Below are 20,713 nucleotides of genomic sequence, written 5' to 3' on the forward strand. Positions count from 1 at the left end.
GGTTTCGGTGCCTTTACATATATTTATTATTCAAAATTGCTTGCTATGAGAAAATTGCTTGGTCATTTTTTGCCAATGCTTTTGGCATTGGTTTGCCCTGTTTTGCTTTGGGCCCAGGTAACCGTCAGCGGTACTGTTACCGATGGCAAAAATAGCCCGGTAGTGGGTGCCTCAGTTAAATTAAGGAATGTTCCAGGTGGTACGGCTACCGATGCCAGTGGCCGCTTTAGTTTTACCATTCCTTCATCATCAGGTGTATTGGAAATTTCATCTGTAGGGTTTAGAACGCAAACATTAACCCTTAATGAATCAAATCTCACCAATATTTCTATTCAGCTTACCGAAGACGTCGGTAAACTGGATGAGGTAGTTGTTACAGGTCTGGCCACCAGTGTAAAACGGAGAAACCTTGCGAATGCCATAGCAACAGTCAGTAGCAAAGAGCTCTCTGGTACTGCTCCGGCACAAACCCTTGATGCTGCCCTGAATGGTAAGATCCCAGGGGCTTATATCAACTCCAACACCGGGGCTCCCGGGGGAGGAATTTCTGTGAAGCTAAGGGGGGTCACTTCCATTTTTGGTAATACCCAGCCGCTTTATGTGGTGGATGGCGTTTTCGTAGATAATAGTTCTACACCGGGGGGATTGAATGTTGTGACCGAAGCTTCCGGTGCAGGAAATACCTCCAACCAGGATAACCCATCAAATCGTATTGCGGATCTCAGGCCTGAAGACATTGAGAATATTGAGATTCTAAAAGGAGCATCTGCCGCAGCCATATATGGATCAAAGGCTGCTGCGGGTGTTGTGCTGATTTCTACTAAAAGAGGAAAACAAGGTAAGACCAAGTTCAATGTATCGCAGGACATTGGCTTAGTAAAAGCAAGAAGGCTTCTTGGCGCCCGAACACTTACTGAGGAACGTGTTGAGGATATGGGCTGGAACCTGGAAGAATACCAGGCCGCAGTTGCAGCTGGAAAAATATATGATTATGAAAAAGAGATCTATGGTGAAACCGGCCTTACCCGTAATACGGCATTAAGCATGACCGGAGGTAGCGATAAGACCAGTTTCTACTTTTCAGCTGCACAAAAAGATGAAGAAGGAATTATCAAAAGAACGGGCTATCGCAATAATAGTATCCGTCTCAACCTCGATCATCGTATAACAGAAAATATAAAAGTGGGAATTAGTTCCAATTATGTTAACTCTTCCTCTGACCGTGGACTTACCCAGAACGATAATGCCGGGGTTACTTTTGGAGTTGCATTATCTTCAACACCTGGCTTTACTTATCTGTTCCCGGATGCAAATGGTAACTATCCGAGAAATCCCTATGGAGCATCCAATCCAATAGAAACACGTGACCTCATTACCAATAATGAAAAGGTCAGTCGTTTTGTAACAGGCGTTAATCTTGACGCATTATTGCATAAATCAGATAAATCCAACACAAGGATGATTGCCAGGGGTGGTGTTGATTATTATAGTCTCAAAACAAATGCCCTTTTCCCTTCATCCATGCAATTCCAACAAGTTCCTAAAGGAACTTCAATACAGGGTTTTGCGAATAACCTGAATACAAACTATATTTTGTCGCTGGTGAATAGTTTTATGCCCAATGATAACCTGGGTTTCACCACTTCAGTGGGTATAACACAGGAGAAAAGGGAATTTGATAACCTCCTGAACATTGCCAGGCAGGTGATTTCCGGGCAGTCTAATGTTGATCAGGCTGGTTCACTTTCAGCCACGCAATTCCGCACCAAAAATAAAGATGACGGTTTCTTCATTCAGGAAGAAGTGAGCCTGTTTGATGCTATTACCCTGAATGCCGGTGTGAGGATGGATAAATCCACCAATAATGGTGACCCTGATAAATATTACGCTTATCCGAAAGCAAGCTTATCGTGGAATATTACCCGACTTGGACTGACTAACAGCAGTTTTTTTGATAACCTTAAGATCAGGGCAGCATATGGTGAAGCAGGAAACTTCCCGGCTTTTGGTTCCAAATTCTCTTCACTTCTGGTAAGCAATATAGATGGCCTGCCTGGCTCGCTTGTTAGCACACAAAGGGGTAATTCACTTATTGAACCCGAGCGGCAAACTGAATTTGAAGCTGGCCTTGATTTCACCATATTGGACAACAGGCTTAGCGTGGAATTCAGTGTTTATAATAAAATTGTAAAAGATTTCCTGTTGCAAAGAACTATCCAGCCTTCTTCTGGTTTCAGCACGGAATGGGTAAATGCAGGTGATCTCCGCAACCGTGGTCTTGAACTAGGACTCAATGCTTTGGTGGTAAATAAAGCAAACCTTAGGTGGAATTCCACAGTCAATTTCTGGAAGAATCGCTCTAAGGTTACCCGCCTCGATATCCCCACGACAGTTTTGGGTGCCTTCGGAAATACCCTGGGAACATTCAGAATTGAAGAAGGTGCATCTGCAACCCAAATCGTGGGCATTGATAATGGTCCCGCCCGAAAGTTAGGTGACCAGGAGCCTGATTTTCAGATGAACTTCTGGAATGAGCTGACGATGTTCAAAAACCTGAGCCTACGTTTCCTGCTCCACTGGAAACAGGGGGGTGATAATATAAATCTTACTGAACTACTAACTGATTTGGGCGGAACAAGTCCGGATTATGATGATGATGTAACAGGAGGAGATGATGGCAAACCCAATGGTGTACCTGATGCGCTTGACCGAATTGGTGCCTTGGGAAGTACTGCAAGAGTTTTTGTTCAGGATGCATCCTACCTGCGATTAAGGGAAATTGCACTCTATTATAATATACCTGTTCCAGCTAGTTTTATAAAAGGAATGCGCGTTGGTGTTTCCGCCAACAATTTCTGGACCCGCACAAGGTATAAGAGTTATGATCCTGAAACATCCAATTTTGGTTCCGGATTCTCAACTGGTGTTGAGGTAATGCCATTCCCGGCATCAAAACGTGCAACTCTTCACTTATCCATTGATTTCTAAAAAAATGACCATGAAAAAGAACCTAATAATATTATGTTTCATCCTGGTTGCAAGCTGGGTACTGCCAGGATGTAAAAAGGAAATCGGTAACCTGAATAATCCGACAATTGAAGATTTCCTTGAAAATGCCAGCAAACCGGAATTAAATAACCTTGTAACAGGTATCGAGGCAGGAATGCGAAACAATACCGTCATGTACCTTGATGTTGTTGGACTGATCGGCAGGGAGATGTATCGGTTCACTGCTGCGGATCCAAGATATCTGTCGGATCTGCTCGGGGCAGGTGATGCGCAACTCGATAATAACACCTTTTACCTGACAAACCCTTGGGGTTCAAGGTACAGAGTAGTGAAAAATTGTAACATACTCATCGAAGCAGCTACCAATTCTTCTTTACTTACTGAGGAGGAACGCAGAGGTTACTTAGGGTTTGCAAAGACCATTAAGGCCTACCAGTTATTGCTGAATCTTAACCTGACCTATACTAATGGCATTCGGGTGGATGTTGCGGATCCGGATAATCTGGGACCAATTCTTGGATATGATGAGTCGCTTGCCGCCATTGCCGCTCTTCTTGATGAAGGCAAGGCTGATATTGAGGCAGGCGTGGAAGCATATGAGCTAACATCCGGATATAATATCAATGATTTCCCTGTAAGCATGCTTGAACTGAATCGCGCATTTGCTGCCCGGGTAGCTGCTTATGCTGAAGAATGGGGAACTGTACTTTCTGCACTTGAGGATTCCTTTTTGGATCTGAATGGTGATTTCTATGGGGGTGCCTATCATGTATATTCCACTTCATCGGGTGATGTACTTAACCCGGCTTTTGTGAGACAGAATGAGGGTGGAGAACTAAGACTTGCGCATCCTGCCTACGATAACGATTTGCAGCCAGGTGATGACAGGATAGGAAAGGCAACTGAACGAATAAACCCCGCCAGTTCCAGTGACCTAACTGGTGACCGCGATGTTTGGGTGTATACCAGTTCTACAGCACCCATTCCAATGATAAGAAATGAAGAGCTTATACTTTTATACGCAGAGGCAAAAGTACAATCTGGTGCTGCTGGCTTTGAAGATGCGGTAGAAGCCATTAACATCATAAGGCAGGGTCATAATCTTCCTGTTTATGCAGGAGCGCTTAACCAGGCAGCTCTAATCAACGAGATCCTTTACCACCGCCGCTATTCCCTTTTCTTTGAGGGCCATAGGTGGGTTGATATGAGAAGGTATGACAGGCTCTCAGAGTTGCCAATTGATCGTACCGGTGATGATGTATGGACAGCCTTTCCATTACCATTAACCGAAGTGGATTAAAATTTAAAAAACTCGCATATCAGAAAAGGGACTTCCGGAGGAGTCCCTTTTTTTTATTCTTATCAAGTGAATAGATTGTAGCGCAAACTGATGTACATGGAAGGCCATCGTTGGTTTGATATGAGAAGGTATGAGAAACTGGCAAAATTGCCCCTTGATAAAGCAAGCCATTCAGTATATACACAATTTGCCATACCAAAAGCAGAATCCGACTGGGATAGTGTATATCCATGTGAATAAAATTTAAGATTGGAGTTTAGGTTTAATAGGGGTGTCTCCAATGAGGCGCCCCTTTTTATAGCCCATGCATTATTGAGTTTTTTATTTGCTTACGTTACGCCTATTTTTGCAGCCTGATTATCAGCAAGCATTCAAAAATCAATACATGGTAGACGCAATTTTAGGCCTCCAGTGGGGCGACGAGGGAAAGGGTAAGATAGTAGATTATTTTGCCCCCCAATATGATATCATTGCACGTTTCCAGGGAGGGCCCAATGCGGGGCATACACTCTATGTAGAAGGCAAAAAAGTTGTACTGCACCAGATTCCATCAGGCGTCTTTCATCCACATACCGTTAACCTGATAGGCAATGGAGTTGTTCTTGACCCCGTTACGCTAAAACGCGAATGTGAAACGGTTGCCGGCTTTGGAGTAGATGTTCGCAAGAACATGTTTATTTCTCATCGCACACATTTAATCCTTCCTACGCATCGTGCCCTTGATAAAGCATCGGAATTGCAGAAGGGAAATGATAAGATCGGTTCCACCCTCAAAGGTATTGGTCCCGCTTACATGGATAAAACTGGTCGTAACGGATTAAGAGTAGGAGACCTTCTTGATAAAAACTTTACCACTTCTTATATCCGTCTTCGTCTCAAGCACCAGCGGATGCTTGACAGCATGGGTTTCCAGGAAGATATCACGCCTTGGGAAGAAGAATTTTTTGATGCGATTGAATTCCTCCGTAGCCTCAATGTTGTAAATGGAGAATATTTCATCAATGAAAGTATCGTTGCCGGTAAGAAAGTTCTTGCAGAAGGCGCACAGGGAAGTATGCTGGATATTGATTTTGGTACTTTTCCTTTTGTAACTTCTTCCAATACAACTACTTCAGGCGTATGTAACGGGCTAGGTGTGGCACCACAGAAAATAAGGGATGTTATGGGCGTTACAAAAGCCTATTGTACCCGTGTTGGCAGTGGCCCATTCCCCACAGAATTGCATGATGCGGTGGGTGAAGAATTAAGGAAACTGGGCAATGAATTCGGAGCTACAACCGGTCGCCCACGCCGCTGTGGCTGGATCGATCTGATTGCACTGAAATATGCCTGCATGATCAATGGTGTCACGAAGGTGATCATGACAAAAGCTGATGTGCTCGATAAATTTGAAACACTGGAAGTATGTACTGCATATAAGGTTGACGGAAAGGAATCCGAATGTGTACCTTTCCAGATGACAAGGCATCAGATAGAACCAGTTTTGCGTTCCTTCCAGGGTTGGAGTACTGATACTACTGAAGTAAAAAAACATGCTGACTTACCTGTAAAAATGAAGGAATACGTAGATTACATAAACAAGTTTATTGGTGTGGATGTATCACATATTTCTAACGGACCTGGTCGCGACCAGATTGTAATTGTATAAGGGCCAACTGTTTTAAAAATATTTTTTAAAAATTTGGTCATTTAAAAAGAACCTTGAAATTTTACACCGTAATCCATTATGAGTTATGGCTGCTAAACCTGATAATAAAAAGACTACCCGCACGCCTGCTGAAAAAGCAGACGAGCCAGTGAAGAAAGCATCTTCGAAATCTAAAAAGAAAGAAGAGGATGAGGATGATGACCTTGAAGATGATGAGGAAACTCCGAAAGCATCTGCCAGGAAATCAGCTAAAGCTTCAAAATCTAAAACCGATGAGGATGAGGAAGATGAAGATGAGGCCATCGAAGAAGATGATGATTGGGAGAAGGTAGAAGAAGAAGATACCTGGGATCCGGATTTTGAAGAATTCGATCTTCCCAAATCAAAAACCAAGAAAGGTCCTGCTCCCGGCAAGAAAGGGGGTAAGGATGAAGAGGATCTTGGTATCGATGATGAATTCAAAGAACTGGACCTGTTTAATGATTCCGGCTTTGATGATGACGATGATGATTTTTAATTATTATTATGAGTAATGCTGCCGGGCGGTCGTTTAAGTCTTATGCCCTGACCGTAACTCCAGCTTTAAAATTGCAGATGTTGAATTGGGTCAGCCAGTTCAACATTTGTTGTTTTATGGATAGCCATCAGTACGGCGGCATACAGAGCAGTTTTGAATGTTTAGTAGCTGGTGGTGCCTGGAAATGGATCAAACTTTCTGCCGGCAATGCTTTTGGCATGTTACAAGCCTTCAGCAAGCAGCAAAGTGACTGGCTTTTTGGTCATTTCGGATTTGATCTTAAACAGGAAACCTGCAACTCTCCTTCATTATTATACGACCCTCTTGGTTTCCCGGATTGCTATTTTTTTGTTCCCGAACATCTGCTTCTTGTTTCCGGGAACGAGGTAAAGATCAGCAGTTATTCATTAGATGAAGACGGCCTGTTTCGTGATATCCTTAATACAAAAATAAAAACGGGTAACCATTCTAAAATCATTCTTTCTCCTGCCATGAGTCGTGAAGATTATATCAGCAGGGTAGAAATCTTAAAAGCACATATACATAGGGGTGATTGTTATGAGATCAATTTTTGCCAGGAGTTTTTTGCGGAAAATGTAATGGTTGATCCCGTATTACTTTTCAGAAAATTGGCAGAAGTTTCACCTAATCCCTTTTCAGCTTATTATAAGATTGATAGTCTTCATTTGCTTTGTGCCAGTCCGGAAAGATACCTGCGTGTAAAAGATGGAAGGGTGATTTCCCAACCCATCAAAGGAACTGCAGTGCGAGATCACCTGAATGAAAAACATGACATGGATCTGGCAGAAGAACTTAGCGCCAATCCCAAAGAACGATCTGAAAATGTAATGGTTGTTGATCTTGTTCGTAATGATCTCTCCCGGGTTTGTGATGCGGGCTCCGTACAGGTTGATGAACTATTCGGCGTTTACAGTTTTCCGCAGGTTCACCAGATGATATCTACTATCAGCGGAAAACTTGCATCGGGTAAGAATTGGATTGATGCTGTTGAAGCCAGTTTTCCGATGGGTTCCATGACCGGCGCTCCCAAGAGTAAAGTTCTTGAACTTATTGAGCGATATGAGTTGGTGCGTCGGGGACTATTTTCAGGTGCCCTTGGTTATTGCAGTCCTGCGGGCGATGCTGATTTTAATGTTGTTATAAGGAGTATTCTCTATAATGATCAAAATCAATACCTCTCCTGTCTTTTTGGTTCCGGCATCACCTGGTACGCAGACCCTGAAAAGGAATATGAAGAATGCCTGCTAAAAGCAATGGCAATAAAAAAAGTGCTGGAATGATACCAGCACTTTTAAGCTTAAAATTCAGGATAACTATTTAAGAATACCAGTTTGCTTTCTGTTAGTGGCCGATCCATCATTCATTACAGCTGCGCTGCTCAGTAGAACCTGTACTGATTCCTGAAGAATATTATACTTGCTTGCATTGAACATCTCCATCTTTTCAACCGGAAGTTTCATTTCATAGCTGTTGGTAGTGCTTGACATTACCTTATCAAAGTCGGGATTGAAACGGTTGAAATCACCCAGGTCCATAACGATGTGTTTAGCGATAACGGCAGATTGATACTTGCCGGAAACCTGTTGGTTCTTAGACCCATCTTCTTCTTCTTTTGTTATTTTCCGATGGAACGCATAAAGGTGAGGGCCATAATGCGCCTTGGTTTCTGCTTTCGTAAGAGTGGTTAACCCTCCCTGCCCTTCAAAAATATAGTGCGTACCGATAAATTTTTTAACGTGGTTACGCGTTTCAGCGGGAAGGTAATACTGAAGATCCCAGAAATTTCGGCTGCCGCTTCTAGCGATAGCTTTCTGAACATTACCCGGACCGGCATTATATGCTGCAATTACCAGGAGCCAGTCGCCATAAATTTTGTACAGGTCTTTCAGGTAGAGAGCGGCAGCATTTGTGCTCTTTAAATAATTTTTTCTTTCATCTACCTTGCCATTTACTTTCAGACCCATTGTAATAGCTGTTGGTTTCATAAACTGCCAGGGGCCTACCGCCCCCATATGGGATACAGCTCCTGATTTCAATTTAGATTCGATAACAGCCAGGTACTTTAATTCGCGCGGGAGACCATGCTTACGAAAAACCCCATCCATCATATTAAAATAAGGACGAGCCCATGATTTGAGATCCTGTAATGACTTGGTGTTTTTTTCAATGTAATCTTCCACAAAATTTACTGCCCTGGGATTTAGCCTGGGAGCATTGGAAGTATTTGTTCCATCTTCTTCAAAAAGATCAGAGATCTTTTGGGTAGGAGTTGCTGCCTTCAAAGTATTGTCAGCAGCGTTTTCAACGGTGGTATCAGCTATTGCCGGACCACTGGTAGGATTCGTTGTTTCCTGGGCAACGGAGAAGCCAAGTGACACCACAAGGATGGCACCTAACATGAGAAATTTTTTCATGTTCCAGATTTTCGTTCACAATTAATGAAAGCTTCTCAAAGGAGACTTTGGCCGGTTTTCAACGGAAGGATTAATTCTTGTAATGCACCAGTAACTCTGAAACCTTAAGTAAAGATAATTCTTCAAATCGGTTTGTCATAGCCTGGAGGCCGTATGGCATACCATTACTGTGCCAAAAAATGGGGAGAGAAATGGCCGGAATGCCCGTTAAATTGGCAAAAACTGTGTAAATATCTCCAAGATACATTTCGATAGGATCGTCAGTTTTTTCGCCGAAACGGAAAGCTGTAGTGGGAGCAGTTGGACTAAGAATTACGTCGAAGTCCTTGAAAATCAATTGTGTTTGTTTGTATAGCTCCCGCCTTACCTGTTGGGCCTTGGTGAAGTAAGCATCATAATATCCGGCACTCAGAACGAAGCTTCCCAGCATGATTCTTCGCTTTACTTCGGAGCCGAAACCGGCAGACCTATTATGTGCATAAAATTCTGATAAATCGGCTACTTTAACATCTTCACGCCGACCATATCGAACACCATCAAAGCGGGAGAGGTTGGAAGATGCTTCTGCGGTTGTTAGAATATAGTAAGTTGGAACGATATAATCAAGGTAGCTAAAATCGACTGCTGTAACCGTATGGCCCTCCCTTCGGAGCCGTTCAAAGTAATTTAGCAGGCTGGTTTTGATCTCGGGATCAAGGGATGGATGCTCAACAGCCTCTTTGAAGTATGCGAACTTTAGCGGTTCCAGGGATTTGCCACCATTATTTGAAATGTCAGCATCAAATCCTGACAAATTGGAGAAATAGGATGGGACCGGTCTGTCAGCAACGGTGCTATCGAATTCGTCAGCCCCTGCGATAGTTTCCAGTACGAGGCCAATATCAGGCAGATTGTTGGCTAAAATGCCTATCTGATCAAAAGAAGATGCATAAGCAATCAGACCGTATCGTGAAATACGACCATATGTTGGTTTGAGTCCAAAGATCCCACAGAAGTCGGCTGGCTGCCTTACTGAGCCTCCTGTATCTGTACCAAGGGTAACCATACAGAGCTTTGCCTGAACGGCTACAGCAGACCCCCCTGAAGAGCCCCCCGGAACACGATTGTTGTCCAGCGCATTTAAAACAGGACCATAACAGGAGTTTTCATTTGAGGATCCCATGGCGAATTCATCACAATTAAGTGTTCCAATTATGATTGCACCGGCATCCAAAAGTTTCTGCACGGCACTGGCCGTATAGGGAGCTATAAAGTTTTCCAGCATCCGGGAGGAGGCACTGGTGCGAAAACCCTTGTAGCATAGAACATCCTTAATACCAATCACTACTCCATGGAGGGGTAACAAATGGCCCGTGGCTGCGATTTCTTTATCAAGCCGGCTTGCTTCCTCCCTGGCAGATAGTTCAAACACTTCAACGAAGGCATTCAGGTGTCTGTTTCGGGTGATTTGCTGCAAATAAAACTCCACTACCGCAGAGCAGGTAGTGGAGCCATTTTTCAATTCTTTATGATATGCTGCTATTGATTCGTATTCAAACAAGACCATTGCGTTTCTAATGTTCAACTAAAGGGTAGATCCGGATTAATACCTTAGGACAACAGGCATCGAATTGAATTAAGGTTGAGAGGAAGGAGTTTTTTCTTTTTCCTTGATCCCTTCTTCAATCTCTTGCTTCACATTGTTTTTTGCGTCCTGGAATTCACGGATACCACGACCCAGACCGCGCATCAGTTCAGGAATTTTCCTGCCACCGAACAAAAGTAATACAACCAGACCGATCAGGATCAGCTCGCTTCCGCCCGGCATTGAGATCAGTAAAAATGGATTAGCTTGTACCATGCCAAATGATTTAAGTTGTTTGTAAAGATACGATATTAATAAGGCAATAGTTTCAATAACAATTCATAAATGTGCAAACGATTTCGTTGATTTAAAATAATGCGGGCTGTCTGAAAATTAATCTCTGGTCACATTGTTCAGGATGCCCCGCAATCAATAAATCTGCGCTACGGTCCTGAGTCCATTTCTCTTCCATTATTAACCAAAATACCCCAATAGTGTTACCACTGTGCTATTCCCTGGATTTACCAGGATTGGTTGAAACATGCCTAAAAAAATTATTATGGTTGGGTTATCCCTGGGTTATGGTAGGGTTATCCCAGGGTATTTGTAGGCTTAAAACCCTAGGATAACCCTAGGATAACCCTAGGATAGAGGATTGGATATAGTAGGTTAATACAGCTGAAAAATACCCAAACGACATATCAATTCCGGGAAAAACGGGAAAGTGTATTTCTATCCTGGTGTATGAAAAAGAGTTGGAAACACAGAAAAAAGAAAGAGGCCGCCTCAATAATTTGAGACGGCCTCTTAGGTATAACCCGAAGGTTAATTATTTCGCAATAACTGCTCTTTTCTTTTCTTTAATACGTGCACTCTTACCGCTACGCTCACGAAGGAAGTAAAGTTTGGCGCGTCGAACCTTTCCTGCTTTATTAAGCACAATGGTGTCAATATTTGGTGAGAAGAGTGGGAAGGTTCTTTCCACACCTACACCGTCAGAGATCTTACGGACAGTAAAAGTTTGGGTTGTGCCCTGGCCCTGGCGCTTGATCACATCGCCCTTAAAGCTCTGGATACGCTCTTTGTTTCCTTCAACGATCTTATAGTTAACGGTAACGTTGTCACCGGCTTTGAACTTCGGGAATTCTCTTTTCGGTGTTAACTGCTCGTGAACAAATGCTACTGCGTTCATGATTCTTAATTTTATCGGACGGCAAAGGTAGGAGGAAACATCGAATATCCAAAAGAATTTTCTGTCTTCTCTTACTGATTTATATTACCTGGCAACGTTCACAGCCCTTTTCTCCCGGATTACCGTAACCCTGATCTGGCCTGGGAAAGTCATTTCCGTCTGGATCTTCTGTGCTATTTCAAAGCTAAGCCTGTCGCTATCACTGTCGGTTACCTTATCGGCCTCTACAATTACACGCAACTCGCGACCAGCCTGGATGGCATATGCTTTTTCCACCCCGGGATATGCCATCGCCATATTTTCAAGATCTTTAATGCGCTGCAGGTACTGCTGCATGATTTCCCTGCGGGCACCCGGACGAGCACCGCTTATGGCATCACAGGCCTGGATGATCGGGCTGATAACATACTGCATTTCCATTTCGTCGTGGTGGGCTCCGATGGCATTCACAACAGCCGGGTTTTCACCATATTTTTCGGCCAGCTTTGCACCAAGTAAAGCATGGCTCAATTCTGATTCTTCATCAGGCACCTTGCCAATATCGTGTAATAATCCTGCCCGTTTAGCCAGTTTGGGATTCATTCCCAATTCTGAAGCCATGATGCCACATAAATTGGCAACCTCCCGGCTGTGCATGAGCAGGTTCTGACCATAGGAAGAGCGGAATCGCATCTTTCCCACGATCCTCACAAGCTCTTTATGCAAACCATGGATACCGAGTTCAATTACTGTACGCTCACCGATCTCCATCACCTGGTCTTCGATCTGGCGACGTGTTTTTTCAACTACCTCCTCAATACGGGCGGGATGGATCCTACCATCAGTAACCAGCCGCTGCAAGCTCAATCGGGCGATTTCACGGCGAAGTGGGTCAAAAGATGAAAGGATAATTGCTTCGGGAGTATCATCAACAACAAGGTCAACGCCTGTTGCAGCTTCAATTGCACGGATATTGCGTCCTTCACGGCCAATGATCTGACCCTTGATTTCATCACTTTCGAGATTGAATACTGTTATAGAGTTTTCAATGGCCTGTTCTGCAGCAGTACGCTGGATGGTCTGGATAATGATTTTCCTGGCCTCTTTATTGGCTTTTTGCTTGGCATCATCAATTATTTCCTGTTGTACACCCAGGGCCTGGGTATGGGCTTCCTGCTTCAGGCTCTCCACTAATTGGGTCTTCGCTTCTTCGGCCGTTAATCCCGCGATTTTTTCCAGCCTCCGGATATGCTCCTCCTGGTGTTTTTCCAGCTCAGTTCGTTTGAAATTTACCAACTCAATCTGACGATTCAGGTTTTCTTTGATGGCTTCGTTCTCCTTGATTTGTTTGTCGAGGTTGGTTTCTTTCTGATTTATTGACTGCTCTTTTTGCTTGATCCTGTTTTCTGTGTCCCCCAGTTTGCGGTTGCGATCCAGAACCTCCCTGTCATGATCAGCTTTTAACTGTACGAATTTTTCTTTGGCCTCTAATAATTTTTCCTTTTTTAGTGTTTCCGCATGCGACTGGGCGTCTTTCAGGATTTTCTGAGCCTGTTGCTCCGCTTCATTAATCTTCTGTTCTGTGTTCGCTTTAAAAATGAATTTGCCTGCCACTATGCCCACAATCAGGGCAACAAGGGCAGCGATCAATATCATTATGGTGTCGTTCATTTAGTTGTTTTTTAATGCTTTTGACAATCGTATATATATTCTGCACATACCTCATAAGTGATTGAGTAAGATGCTAATTCGCGAAAATACGAATTCATTGGAGAAAAGCGAATGGCATTTCGCAGTACCATCGGGTCAGGTACCAGTACGGTCAATCATCCCTTCGAGGTGGGTGAGTTTGTCAATGATGGATTGTTTCTCCAGCGTGCTTTTAGTGAGCTGGCTTTGTTCGGTGGCATACCATACCAGCACCATGGCAATATAGTCCTGCATGTCTTTCGCCGAGAATTGGGTTTTGAACTCAATAACCTTATCGTTAATGATCTTAATGGTATTACGTACCGCTTCTTCGTCCTGGGCCCTGATTTTGATGCGATAGGTCCTGTCACCAATTACAATATTTAGCGGTATAAGCTGGTCAGACATGGTTATTCATTAAGCAGGGCGATACATTTATCGATCTCCCTGAGGTATTGATTGATTCTTTTCTCCAGCGCCTGCTTATCAACTTCGTTGGAACCTGCACCGCGGGTAGCCTTTAACAGGTCAAGTTGCTGTTGCAATTCCTCCAGGCGATGTTGCTGTAAACGGTCTTTCTCAACAAAGCTCTGGTGTTGTTGAAGGAGCCTTTCATTTTCGCGTTGAATTTGCAGGAACTGTTTCTGCAAAACTCCCAGTTTATCCTGGATTCTGGCGATATGGTCAAGCAATTCCTGCATATATTAAAGGTAAGGAAATGAACCAAGGCTCATTTCCGGATCTCAGCGCCAATCTCTTTTTCAATTGCTCCTATGATCTTTTGCATCATGGAGTCGATCTCCTTATCCGTCATGGTCTTTTCTTCGTCCAGAAAAGTAAACCGAACAGCCAATGATTTTTTCCCGGCTCCAAGTTTATCGCTTTCAAAGAGATCAAAGAGTTCCAGTTTTTTAAGCTTCGCGATTCTTTGTGAGTGAATCACAGTATCTATAGCGCCATAAGCAGTTTGTTTTGGAACCACGAGGGCCAGGTCGCGCTGTACAGGCTGTTGTTTTGGTAATTCACGAAAGCTGATCTTCTGGCGCAAAACCAACGTCATAAGTTCCTGCCAGTAAAGGTCTGCAAAAAATACAGGTTGCTTTATATCAAACTGGTTCGACTTCTTTTTGGATACCTGTCCGGCTATTCCGATAAGTTGATTTCCTGAATAGATATGAAGGGGGGCTGACAAACCTTCTGCTTCTCCGGGTTCAAATCGGATGGAAGGAACTCCTGCCATAAGGGTAATCTTCTCAACAATTCCTTTAAGCGTAAAGATGTCTGCGGCAGAACCCATACTACGCCAGGAGGTTGGAGTAAAATTGCCGGTCAGGTAAATACAGCAATGGGGCGTTTCAATATATTTTCCTTCGTTCTCAGTTCTATATGTTTTGCCCCACTCAAAAAAACTGATATCCGTATTCTTCCTGTTATGGTTATGCGCAATAACCTCCAGACCAGTTTCAAGCATTGCGGGTCGGAGTACATCCAGTTCAATGCTTAGGTTGTTAAGCATTTTGACCGCAGCTCTCATTTGTTGTTCAGTAAAATATGCGCTGTTGGAAATGGAGTTGGTCAGTATTTCACGGAATCCGGCACCCGCCAGGTATTGGGCGATCTTCTCTCTCAGCTTTCCATCAATATCATCTTCAACCGAGGGGGTAATTGTAATAGCCTGTGGTATTTCTACATTGTCGAGGCCATCGATCCTGAGTATCTCCTCAACAATATCGGCTGGAATACTAATATCAGGTTTGCTGAATGGTACGGAAACCCTCATTTCGTCAATGCCATCTTTTAATAATTCAAAGCCCAGCGCCTCAAGGATTTTCTTAACCGTATCGGGATGGTAGTTTTTGCCACTCAGTTTTTTAAGGTAATGGTATTTTATCGCGACTTCATTCTTTACTGCCGGTTCGGGGTAAACATCTGTTATATCAGATGAAATGGTTCCTCCGGCGATCTCCTTTATCAACAGGGCTGCGCGCTTCAATGCCTGAACTGTTTGTGAAATATCCACACCCTTTTCAAAACGTGTAGCCGCATCGGTTCGAAGTGAATGCCGGAAAGAGGTTTTCCTGATGGAAGCAGGATTGAACCAGGCACTTTCGAGGAAAATATTCTGGGTTTTGTTTGTTACACCACTTTTAATACCACCGAATACCCCCGCAATACACATGGGTTCGTCTTCATTGCAAATCATCAGGTCTGTGGCGTGCAGCTTTCTTTCCTTTTCATCAAGGGTAACAAAATGGGTTTGATCGGGAAGGGTTTTGACGATCACTTTATTGCCCCTGATAGCATCCGCATCGAAGGCATGAAGGGGTTGGCCCATTTCATGAAGAACATAATTGGTGATATCTACAATGTTGCTGATGGGCCGCACGTCAATGGCCTGCAGTTTATCTTTAAGCCACTGGGGCGATTCAGCTATTTTTACCCCTGTGATACTAACACCGGCATAGCGCCTACAAGCCAACTTATCTTCAATTGTGACTGCAATAGGTAATGATTTATTCTGCGCTTTGAAAGTGTTAACGGATGGTTGTTTTACACGAAGCTCTTTTTTATCGTGGTGGGTAAGATAGGCACAAACATCTTTTGCCACACCCAGGTGACTCATGGCATCCATCCTGTTTGGGGTAAGGCCGATTTCAAATATAATATCCTGGTATGTGTGGAAATGTGTTGCGGCAGCTGTGCCGGTTTTAAGAGTTGATGGTAAAACAATAATGCCGCCATGGTCTGTACCCAGACCAATTTCATCTTCGGCGCAAATCATACCATGGCTTTCAACTCCCCTGATTTTGGCAATCTTCATTGTTACCGGATCACCTGAGCTTGGATAGATGGTTGTGCCCACGGGTGCCACCACAACCATTTGTCCGGCTTCCACATTGGGTGCTCCGCATACGATCTGAAGTGGTGCACTTCCCCCTATATCTACTGTCGTTAATTTGAGTTTATCCGCATTAGGATGTGGTTCACTTGTAAGTACCTTACCTATCACCAGACCCTTCAATCCCCCCTTTACGGATTCATATTGCTCCATGCTCTCTACTTCCAATCCAATTGCCGTAAGTATTCTGCTCATGCGCTCCGGGTCTACCGTTACCGGGATATATTCAGCCAGCCAATTATAAGAAATTGTCATGAATCGTATAAATATTAGGCAGCAAATATAACTGTTTACCCAGGCTTGTGTTGTTTATGCATTTCAGCATAATAAATTTACCTGGTACTCGATTAATTTTATAGTAAAATGCCGTCAATGAAAGTATTGGTGATGGGAACAATTGTCATAGTGATGATGCTGGCAGATGGTTGCCAGGCTGAAAAACCTATTGGCGAGCCTTTCAAGGACCTGAGTGAGCAGATGGATGTATTGGCAATACTGCAGGGTTCAATTGGTACCGATCTGCAAAAAAATGATTGGGAAGGAGCCGGCTATATGACAAGAAGTATGGACAGCGTTTTAAAGATATGTAGCAAGGATTTCATAAAACACCAGCGTTTGAAGGAGCCTTTCCGGGAATTCTATGAAAGAAAAATGGAAAGGTCTATTGGAAGCCTGTTAAGAAGCATCCGCCGCCGCGATAGTGTTGCAGCAAAAAAGAGTTATGAATTCCTGGTTAAGCGATGTAACAGCTGCCATAATGAGAATGAAGTGGCGGAAAGAGCCCACTTATAGAAAAAATCATGCCGTGAAACTATAGTGAAACAGACTCCTCAGGAAGAATGGGTGTTTTAACGGTATGATTTTAAGAGGCTATTAGTAGCCATCATACAGTATTCTGCCTTATTCACTGATTATGCACAAATTCTGAAAGGTAAGCTGACACTATGTTTCATGCGAAAAATAGAAATAGAATTCTATGTCATTTGACCTGAAAGCCCATCATGGTGATAGATTATTACAGCCAAGTATAGGTGGCAAATTCTTTATGCACAACCCCTGTGTATTTCGTAAAAGAATGCTGGGAAAACTTATTTAAATTGTGGATAGCCTGGAGATGATGGTGAATAAGCGTCAAAAAGCTGTGGATAACCACCTTAATTACTATAGAATAAATTAACGCTGCAAATAATTTTTTTAAAAGCTATGGTTGGAGATATATTCGCCCTCCTGAATAGGTGTTAACACCCGCGTCATAATTAATTAATCTTTTGGTAATGTCGTTTTGTGGATTATTTTCTCCATTTCAGGGAAATATTTTATAACGTTTTTCACCCATGTTTACTATAAATGGATCTAACTAATATCAATAAAGACCGGAAAAACCGCAGGAAAGGATCAATTGATCTGAGTACAATGATGTACGGCAAAGTACCTCCGCAGGCAAAAGATCTTGAGGAAGCTGTACTCGGAGCAATTATGTTGGAGAAGAGTGCTTTTGACACGGTGGTTGAGGTACTGAAGGCAGAATGCTTTTATGTGGATGCTAATCAGCGCATATTTAAAGCCATGCAGGCACTTTCACAGAAAACACAACCCATTGATATTCTAACTGTTGTGGAAGAGCTTCGGAAACGCGAAGAACTGGATATGGTGGGAGGTCCTTATTATGTTACCAAACTCACGAATACAGTTGTTTCTTCTGCCAATATTGATGCACATGCGCGTATCATTTTACAGAAATTTATCCAGCGGGAACTTATCCGTATCAGTGGGGAAGTGATCAGTGATGCCTATGAGGATTCTACTGATGTATTTGATCTACTCGATTCTGCAGAGAGCAAGCTTTTCGAGATTACGAATAATCACCTTCGTAAAGATTATAATTCTATTGACTCGGTGCTTGTTAAAGCAGTAAAGCGAATTGAGGATCTCCGCAACCAGAAGGAAGATATTTCGGGTGTGCCATCCGGCTTCCCAAGCATAGATAAGGTTACATACGGTTGGCAAAAGACTGATTTGATCATCCTCGCAGCACGCCCTGCTGTGGGTAAAACCGCCTTCGCACTTAACTTAGCGCGTAATGCGGCTTTGCACCCCGTCCGTCCCACAGCAGTGGCCGTGTTTAGCCTTGAGATGAGTGCTGGTCAATTGGTGCAGCGTATTCTTTCGGCCGAATCAGAAATATGGCTGGAAAAGATTAGCAGGGGAAAGCTGGAAGAGTATGAAATGAAGCAGCTCTATGCCAAAGGGATCCAACGGCTTTCTGAGGCGAAGATTTTTATTGACGACACGGCAGCGCTTAATATTTTTGAACTAAGGGCAAAATGCCGGAGGTTAAAGAACAAACATGACCTTGGCCTGATCATAATAGATTATCTGCAGCTAATGAGTGGTGCGGGAGGAAATACCAACCGCGAACAAGAGATCAGTCAGATTTCCCGTTCTTTAAAGCAACTAGCCAAAGAACTGGAGGTTCCTATTATTGCACTTTCACAGTTGAGCAGGGCAGTAGAAACCCGAAAAGAAGGTAATAAAATGCCTCAGTTAAGTGATCTCCGTGAATCGGGGGCTATTGAACAGGATGCTGATATGGTTATGTTCATTTATCGCCCTGAATATTATGATGTGAATGCCAATGAACATGGAGAAAGCGTAAAAGGTGAAACCCATGTGAGGATAGCAAAACACCGGAACGGATCTCTCGAAACAATTAAACTCAGGGCCCAGCTTCATATTCAGAAATTTGTAGATGAGGGAGTAGAAGGTGGTGAAGGTGCTGCGGGTAGCGGCCCTTCCTGGAAGCCGATAGGGCCTGCAGGAGCTCCGGCAGACAACAGCGGATACCGTCAGATCGGCAGCCGAATGAATGATGTGCCATTTGAAGATGATGAAACTCCGTTCTGATTATGGCCTTACCCTTCTTTTATTTATCAGCTTATGATGGTGGCAGCCTGATTGATCTGGATGAGCCTACTTCCAGGCATATCGTTTCTGTTTTAAGAATGCAGGAAGGGGAGCAGTTGCATCTTACTGATGGCAAGGGTTTGCTTCTAACAGCTTCTGTTGCGGAAGCTCATAAGAAAAGAGCATCAGTTAAAGTGGAAAAACAGACCTTTTTTGAAAGGCGGACTGCAATTGTAAGTATTGCCATCTCACTGGTAAAGAATAATACAAGATTCGAATGGTTTCTTGAAAAAGCAACAGAAACCGGCGTGGCAAACATTTATCCAATTATTTGCCAGAGAACGGAGAAGCAAAATTTTCGTTACGACCGATTGCACCAGATTCTTGTGAGTGCTATGTTGCAGAGTCAGCAGGTTTGGTTACCGGAATTATCAGCCCCCGTTCCATTTAATATGATAGTAAAGGGAAGTGATCATAATAAAAAATGGATTGCCCACTGCATAGAAACTAATAAAGAATCCCTTCGGAAACAAGGCCCTGCTAAGGGTAAAGAGATACTGTTAATTGGTCCGGAAGGTGATTTCACGGAAGCTGAAATTGCCCTTGCCCTCGCACATGGATTCTCACCCGTGGCTCTTGGTGAAACCAGATTGCGAACCGAAACCGCCGGTATGGTAGGCGCTACTCTCTTACTCGTGAATTAATGATATTCTTTAACGGGCCATATCATTATAATGATCGGGATGCGATGAAGCGATGTTTGGATCTTCCAGTACAGGCTCCCTTAATACAACAGGTTTTGCTACAGCATTTTTGCGCATGAACATATTCAGCATTTCTACAGCGAAACTGAATGCCATACCGAAATAAATATAATTCTTCATTCCCAGGTTATGTGCCGCTTCGCTATCCCATCCTTCAATTACCAGGCTTAATCCGATCATTACAAGGAACGAAAGCGCCAGCATTTTCAGGGTTGGATGTTTATGTATAAATCCGGAAATTTTTGGACTGAAAAGAAACATGACTGTCATTGCAATAACTACGGCTGCAATCATAATTTCAACATGTTTGGCTGTTCCCCCTGCAGTGATGATACTATCAAAAGAGAAAACTGCATCGATCAATAAAATTTGCCCTAGGGCCTGTCCGAAGCTGAGATTTGGTTGTTGGTTACCGGCTGCATTTGGATCATCACCTTCCAATTTGTGATGGATCTCCTTAACCGATTTATAGATGAGGAACAATCCCCCTGCAAGCATTACAATACTGGCAAGATCAAAGCCTTTGCCTGCAATGGTGAAAACCGCTTTCCCTTTTTGTGCGAGTAGCCAGCCCAACCCTAATAATAAAAGGCTCCTCATAATGATACCTGAGATCATCCAGAACCTTCTGGCTTTTTTATGGTCTTTCGCCTCCTTGAGCCGATTCATGATAATGCTTACGAAAATCACGTTATCTATGCCCAGCACCACTTCCAGCACTACCAGGATAAGAAAACTAATCAGGCTTTCGGTCGTGAATAAATGTTCCATTTAAAGAAACTGGGGTTTATTAGTAAAGTGGTTAAGGTTTGT

18 protein-coding genes are annotated in these 20,713 nt (G+C 43.3%); 9 read left to right on the forward strand and 9 right to left on the reverse strand.

The genetic code is table 11. The features are described from left to right. The first annotated feature begins 45 nt into the window (after positions 1-45). From HY58_RS02705 to HY58_RS02725, 6 genes are all read left to right on the forward strand, one after another. Positions 46-2,988 carry a SusC/RagA family TonB-linked outer membrane protein gene (locus tag HY58_RS02705; protein ID WP_039127220.1) on the forward strand — a complete coding sequence of 981 codons (2,943 nt, stop codon included), beginning with the start codon at positions 46-48 and terminating at the stop codon, positions 2,986-2,988. Between the two features lie 10 nt (positions 2,989-2,998). Then, complete coding sequence (locus tag HY58_RS02710) at positions 2,999-4,309, forward strand: RagB/SusD family nutrient uptake outer membrane protein (RefSeq protein ID WP_039127961.1); 1,311 nt, start codon at positions 2,999-3,001, stop codon at positions 4,307-4,309. A gap of 96 nt (positions 4,310-4,405) precedes the next feature. Next, positions 4,406-4,549 (forward strand): hypothetical protein, encoded by a 144-nt coding sequence (locus HY58_RS19400; RefSeq protein WP_156123545.1) that lies wholly within the window; start codon positions 4,406-4,408, stop codon positions 4,547-4,549. A gap of 145 nt (positions 4,550-4,694) precedes the next feature. Beyond that, positions 4,695-5,957 carry an adenylosuccinate synthase gene (locus HY58_RS02715; protein ID WP_039127964.1) on the forward strand — a complete coding sequence of 421 codons (1,263 nt, stop codon included), beginning with the start codon at positions 4,695-4,697 and terminating at the stop codon, positions 5,955-5,957. Between the two features lie 85 nt (positions 5,958-6,042). Beyond that, positions 6,043-6,474, forward strand: a complete 432-nt coding sequence (locus HY58_RS02720; protein WP_039127224.1) for a hypothetical protein — start codon at positions 6,043-6,045, stop codon at positions 6,472-6,474. Between the two features lie 8 nt (positions 6,475-6,482). After that, positions 6,483-7,775: an anthranilate synthase component I family protein gene (locus tag HY58_RS02725; protein WP_253271489.1), complete on the forward strand. Its 1,293-nt coding sequence runs from the start codon at positions 6,483-6,485 to the stop codon at positions 7,773-7,775. Positions 7,776-7,808: 33 nt separating this feature from the next. Here the strand turns inward: HY58_RS02725 and HY58_RS18680 are convergent, their stop codons facing one another. The 8 genes from HY58_RS18680 to pheT form a co-directional block, all read right to left on the reverse strand. Continuing rightward, positions 7,809-8,909, reverse strand: coding sequence for a lytic transglycosylase domain-containing protein (locus HY58_RS18680; RefSeq protein ID WP_052323790.1), 1,101 nt, complete (start codon positions 8,907-8,909; stop codon positions 7,809-7,811). Between the two features lie 70 nt (positions 8,910-8,979). Further along, complete coding sequence (gene gatA, locus HY58_RS02735) at positions 8,980-10,449, reverse strand: Asp-tRNA(Asn)/Glu-tRNA(Gln) amidotransferase subunit GatA (RefSeq protein WP_082022042.1); 1,470 nt, start codon at positions 10,447-10,449, stop codon at positions 8,980-8,982. Between the two features lie 75 nt (positions 10,450-10,524). After that, the gene (locus HY58_RS02740; RefSeq protein ID WP_039127227.1) at positions 10,525-10,749 is read right to left on the reverse strand and encodes a twin-arginine translocase TatA/TatE family subunit; all 225 of its coding nucleotides are present in this window, start codon (positions 10,747-10,749) and stop codon (positions 10,525-10,527) included. A gap of 553 nt (positions 10,750-11,302) precedes the next feature. Next, on the reverse strand, positions 11,303-11,665 hold the full coding sequence (rplS, locus tag HY58_RS02745; RefSeq protein WP_039127229.1) for a 50S ribosomal protein L19: 363 nt from the start codon (positions 11,663-11,665) through the stop codon (positions 11,303-11,305). An 84-nt stretch (positions 11,666-11,749) separates the two neighbouring features. After that, the gene (gene rny, locus HY58_RS02750; protein ID WP_039127232.1) at positions 11,750-13,315 is read right to left on the reverse strand and encodes a ribonuclease Y; all 1,566 of its coding nucleotides are present in this window, start codon (positions 13,313-13,315) and stop codon (positions 11,750-11,752) included. Positions 13,316-13,450: 135 nt separating this feature from the next. Next, positions 13,451-13,741, reverse strand: a complete 291-nt coding sequence (locus HY58_RS02755) for a cell division protein ZapA (RefSeq protein ID WP_039127236.1) — start codon at positions 13,739-13,741, stop codon at positions 13,451-13,453. Positions 13,742-13,743: 2 nt separating this feature from the next. After that, entirely contained in the window at positions 13,744-14,034 is a 291-nt protein-coding gene (locus tag HY58_RS02760) for a hypothetical protein (protein ID WP_039127240.1), read from the reverse strand. Positions 14,035-14,063: 29 nt separating this feature from the next. Continuing rightward, a complete protein-coding gene (gene pheT / locus HY58_RS02765) occupies positions 14,064-16,487 on the reverse strand; it encodes a phenylalanine--tRNA ligase subunit beta (RefSeq protein ID WP_039127243.1) in 2,424 nt (807 codons plus the stop codon). Positions 16,488-16,604: 117 nt separating this feature from the next. Between pheT and HY58_RS02770 the strand changes: the two genes are divergently transcribed. The 3 genes from HY58_RS02770 to HY58_RS02780 all read left to right on the forward strand — a co-directional run bounded on the left by HY58_RS02770 (position 16,605) and on the right by HY58_RS02780 (position 19,840). Next, positions 16,605-17,024 carry a hypothetical protein gene (locus HY58_RS02770; RefSeq protein ID WP_039127247.1) on the forward strand — a complete coding sequence of 140 codons (420 nt, stop codon included), beginning with the start codon at positions 16,605-16,607 and terminating at the stop codon, positions 17,022-17,024. Positions 17,025-17,579: 555 nt separating this feature from the next. After that, positions 17,580-19,136: a replicative DNA helicase gene (gene dnaB / locus HY58_RS02775; RefSeq protein WP_039127251.1), complete on the forward strand. Its 1,557-nt coding sequence runs from the start codon at positions 17,580-17,582 to the stop codon at positions 19,134-19,136. 2 nt (positions 19,137-19,138) lie between these two features. Continuing rightward, complete coding sequence (locus tag HY58_RS02780; RefSeq protein WP_039127254.1) at positions 19,139-19,840, forward strand: 16S rRNA (uracil(1498)-N(3))-methyltransferase; 702 nt, start codon at positions 19,139-19,141, stop codon at positions 19,838-19,840. Between the two features lie 9 nt (positions 19,841-19,849). On the opposite strand, the gene HY58_RS02785 is transcribed toward HY58_RS02780, so the two are convergent. Beyond that, a complete protein-coding gene (locus HY58_RS02785; RefSeq protein ID WP_052323793.1) occupies positions 19,850-20,671 on the reverse strand; it encodes a TerC family protein in 822 nt (273 codons plus the stop codon). Positions 20,672-20,713 lie beyond the last annotated feature (42 nt).

The organism is Flavihumibacter sp. ZG627 (genome assembly GCF_000814325.1).
Lineage (GTDB): Bacteria > Bacteroidota > Bacteroidia > Chitinophagales > Chitinophagaceae > Flavihumibacter.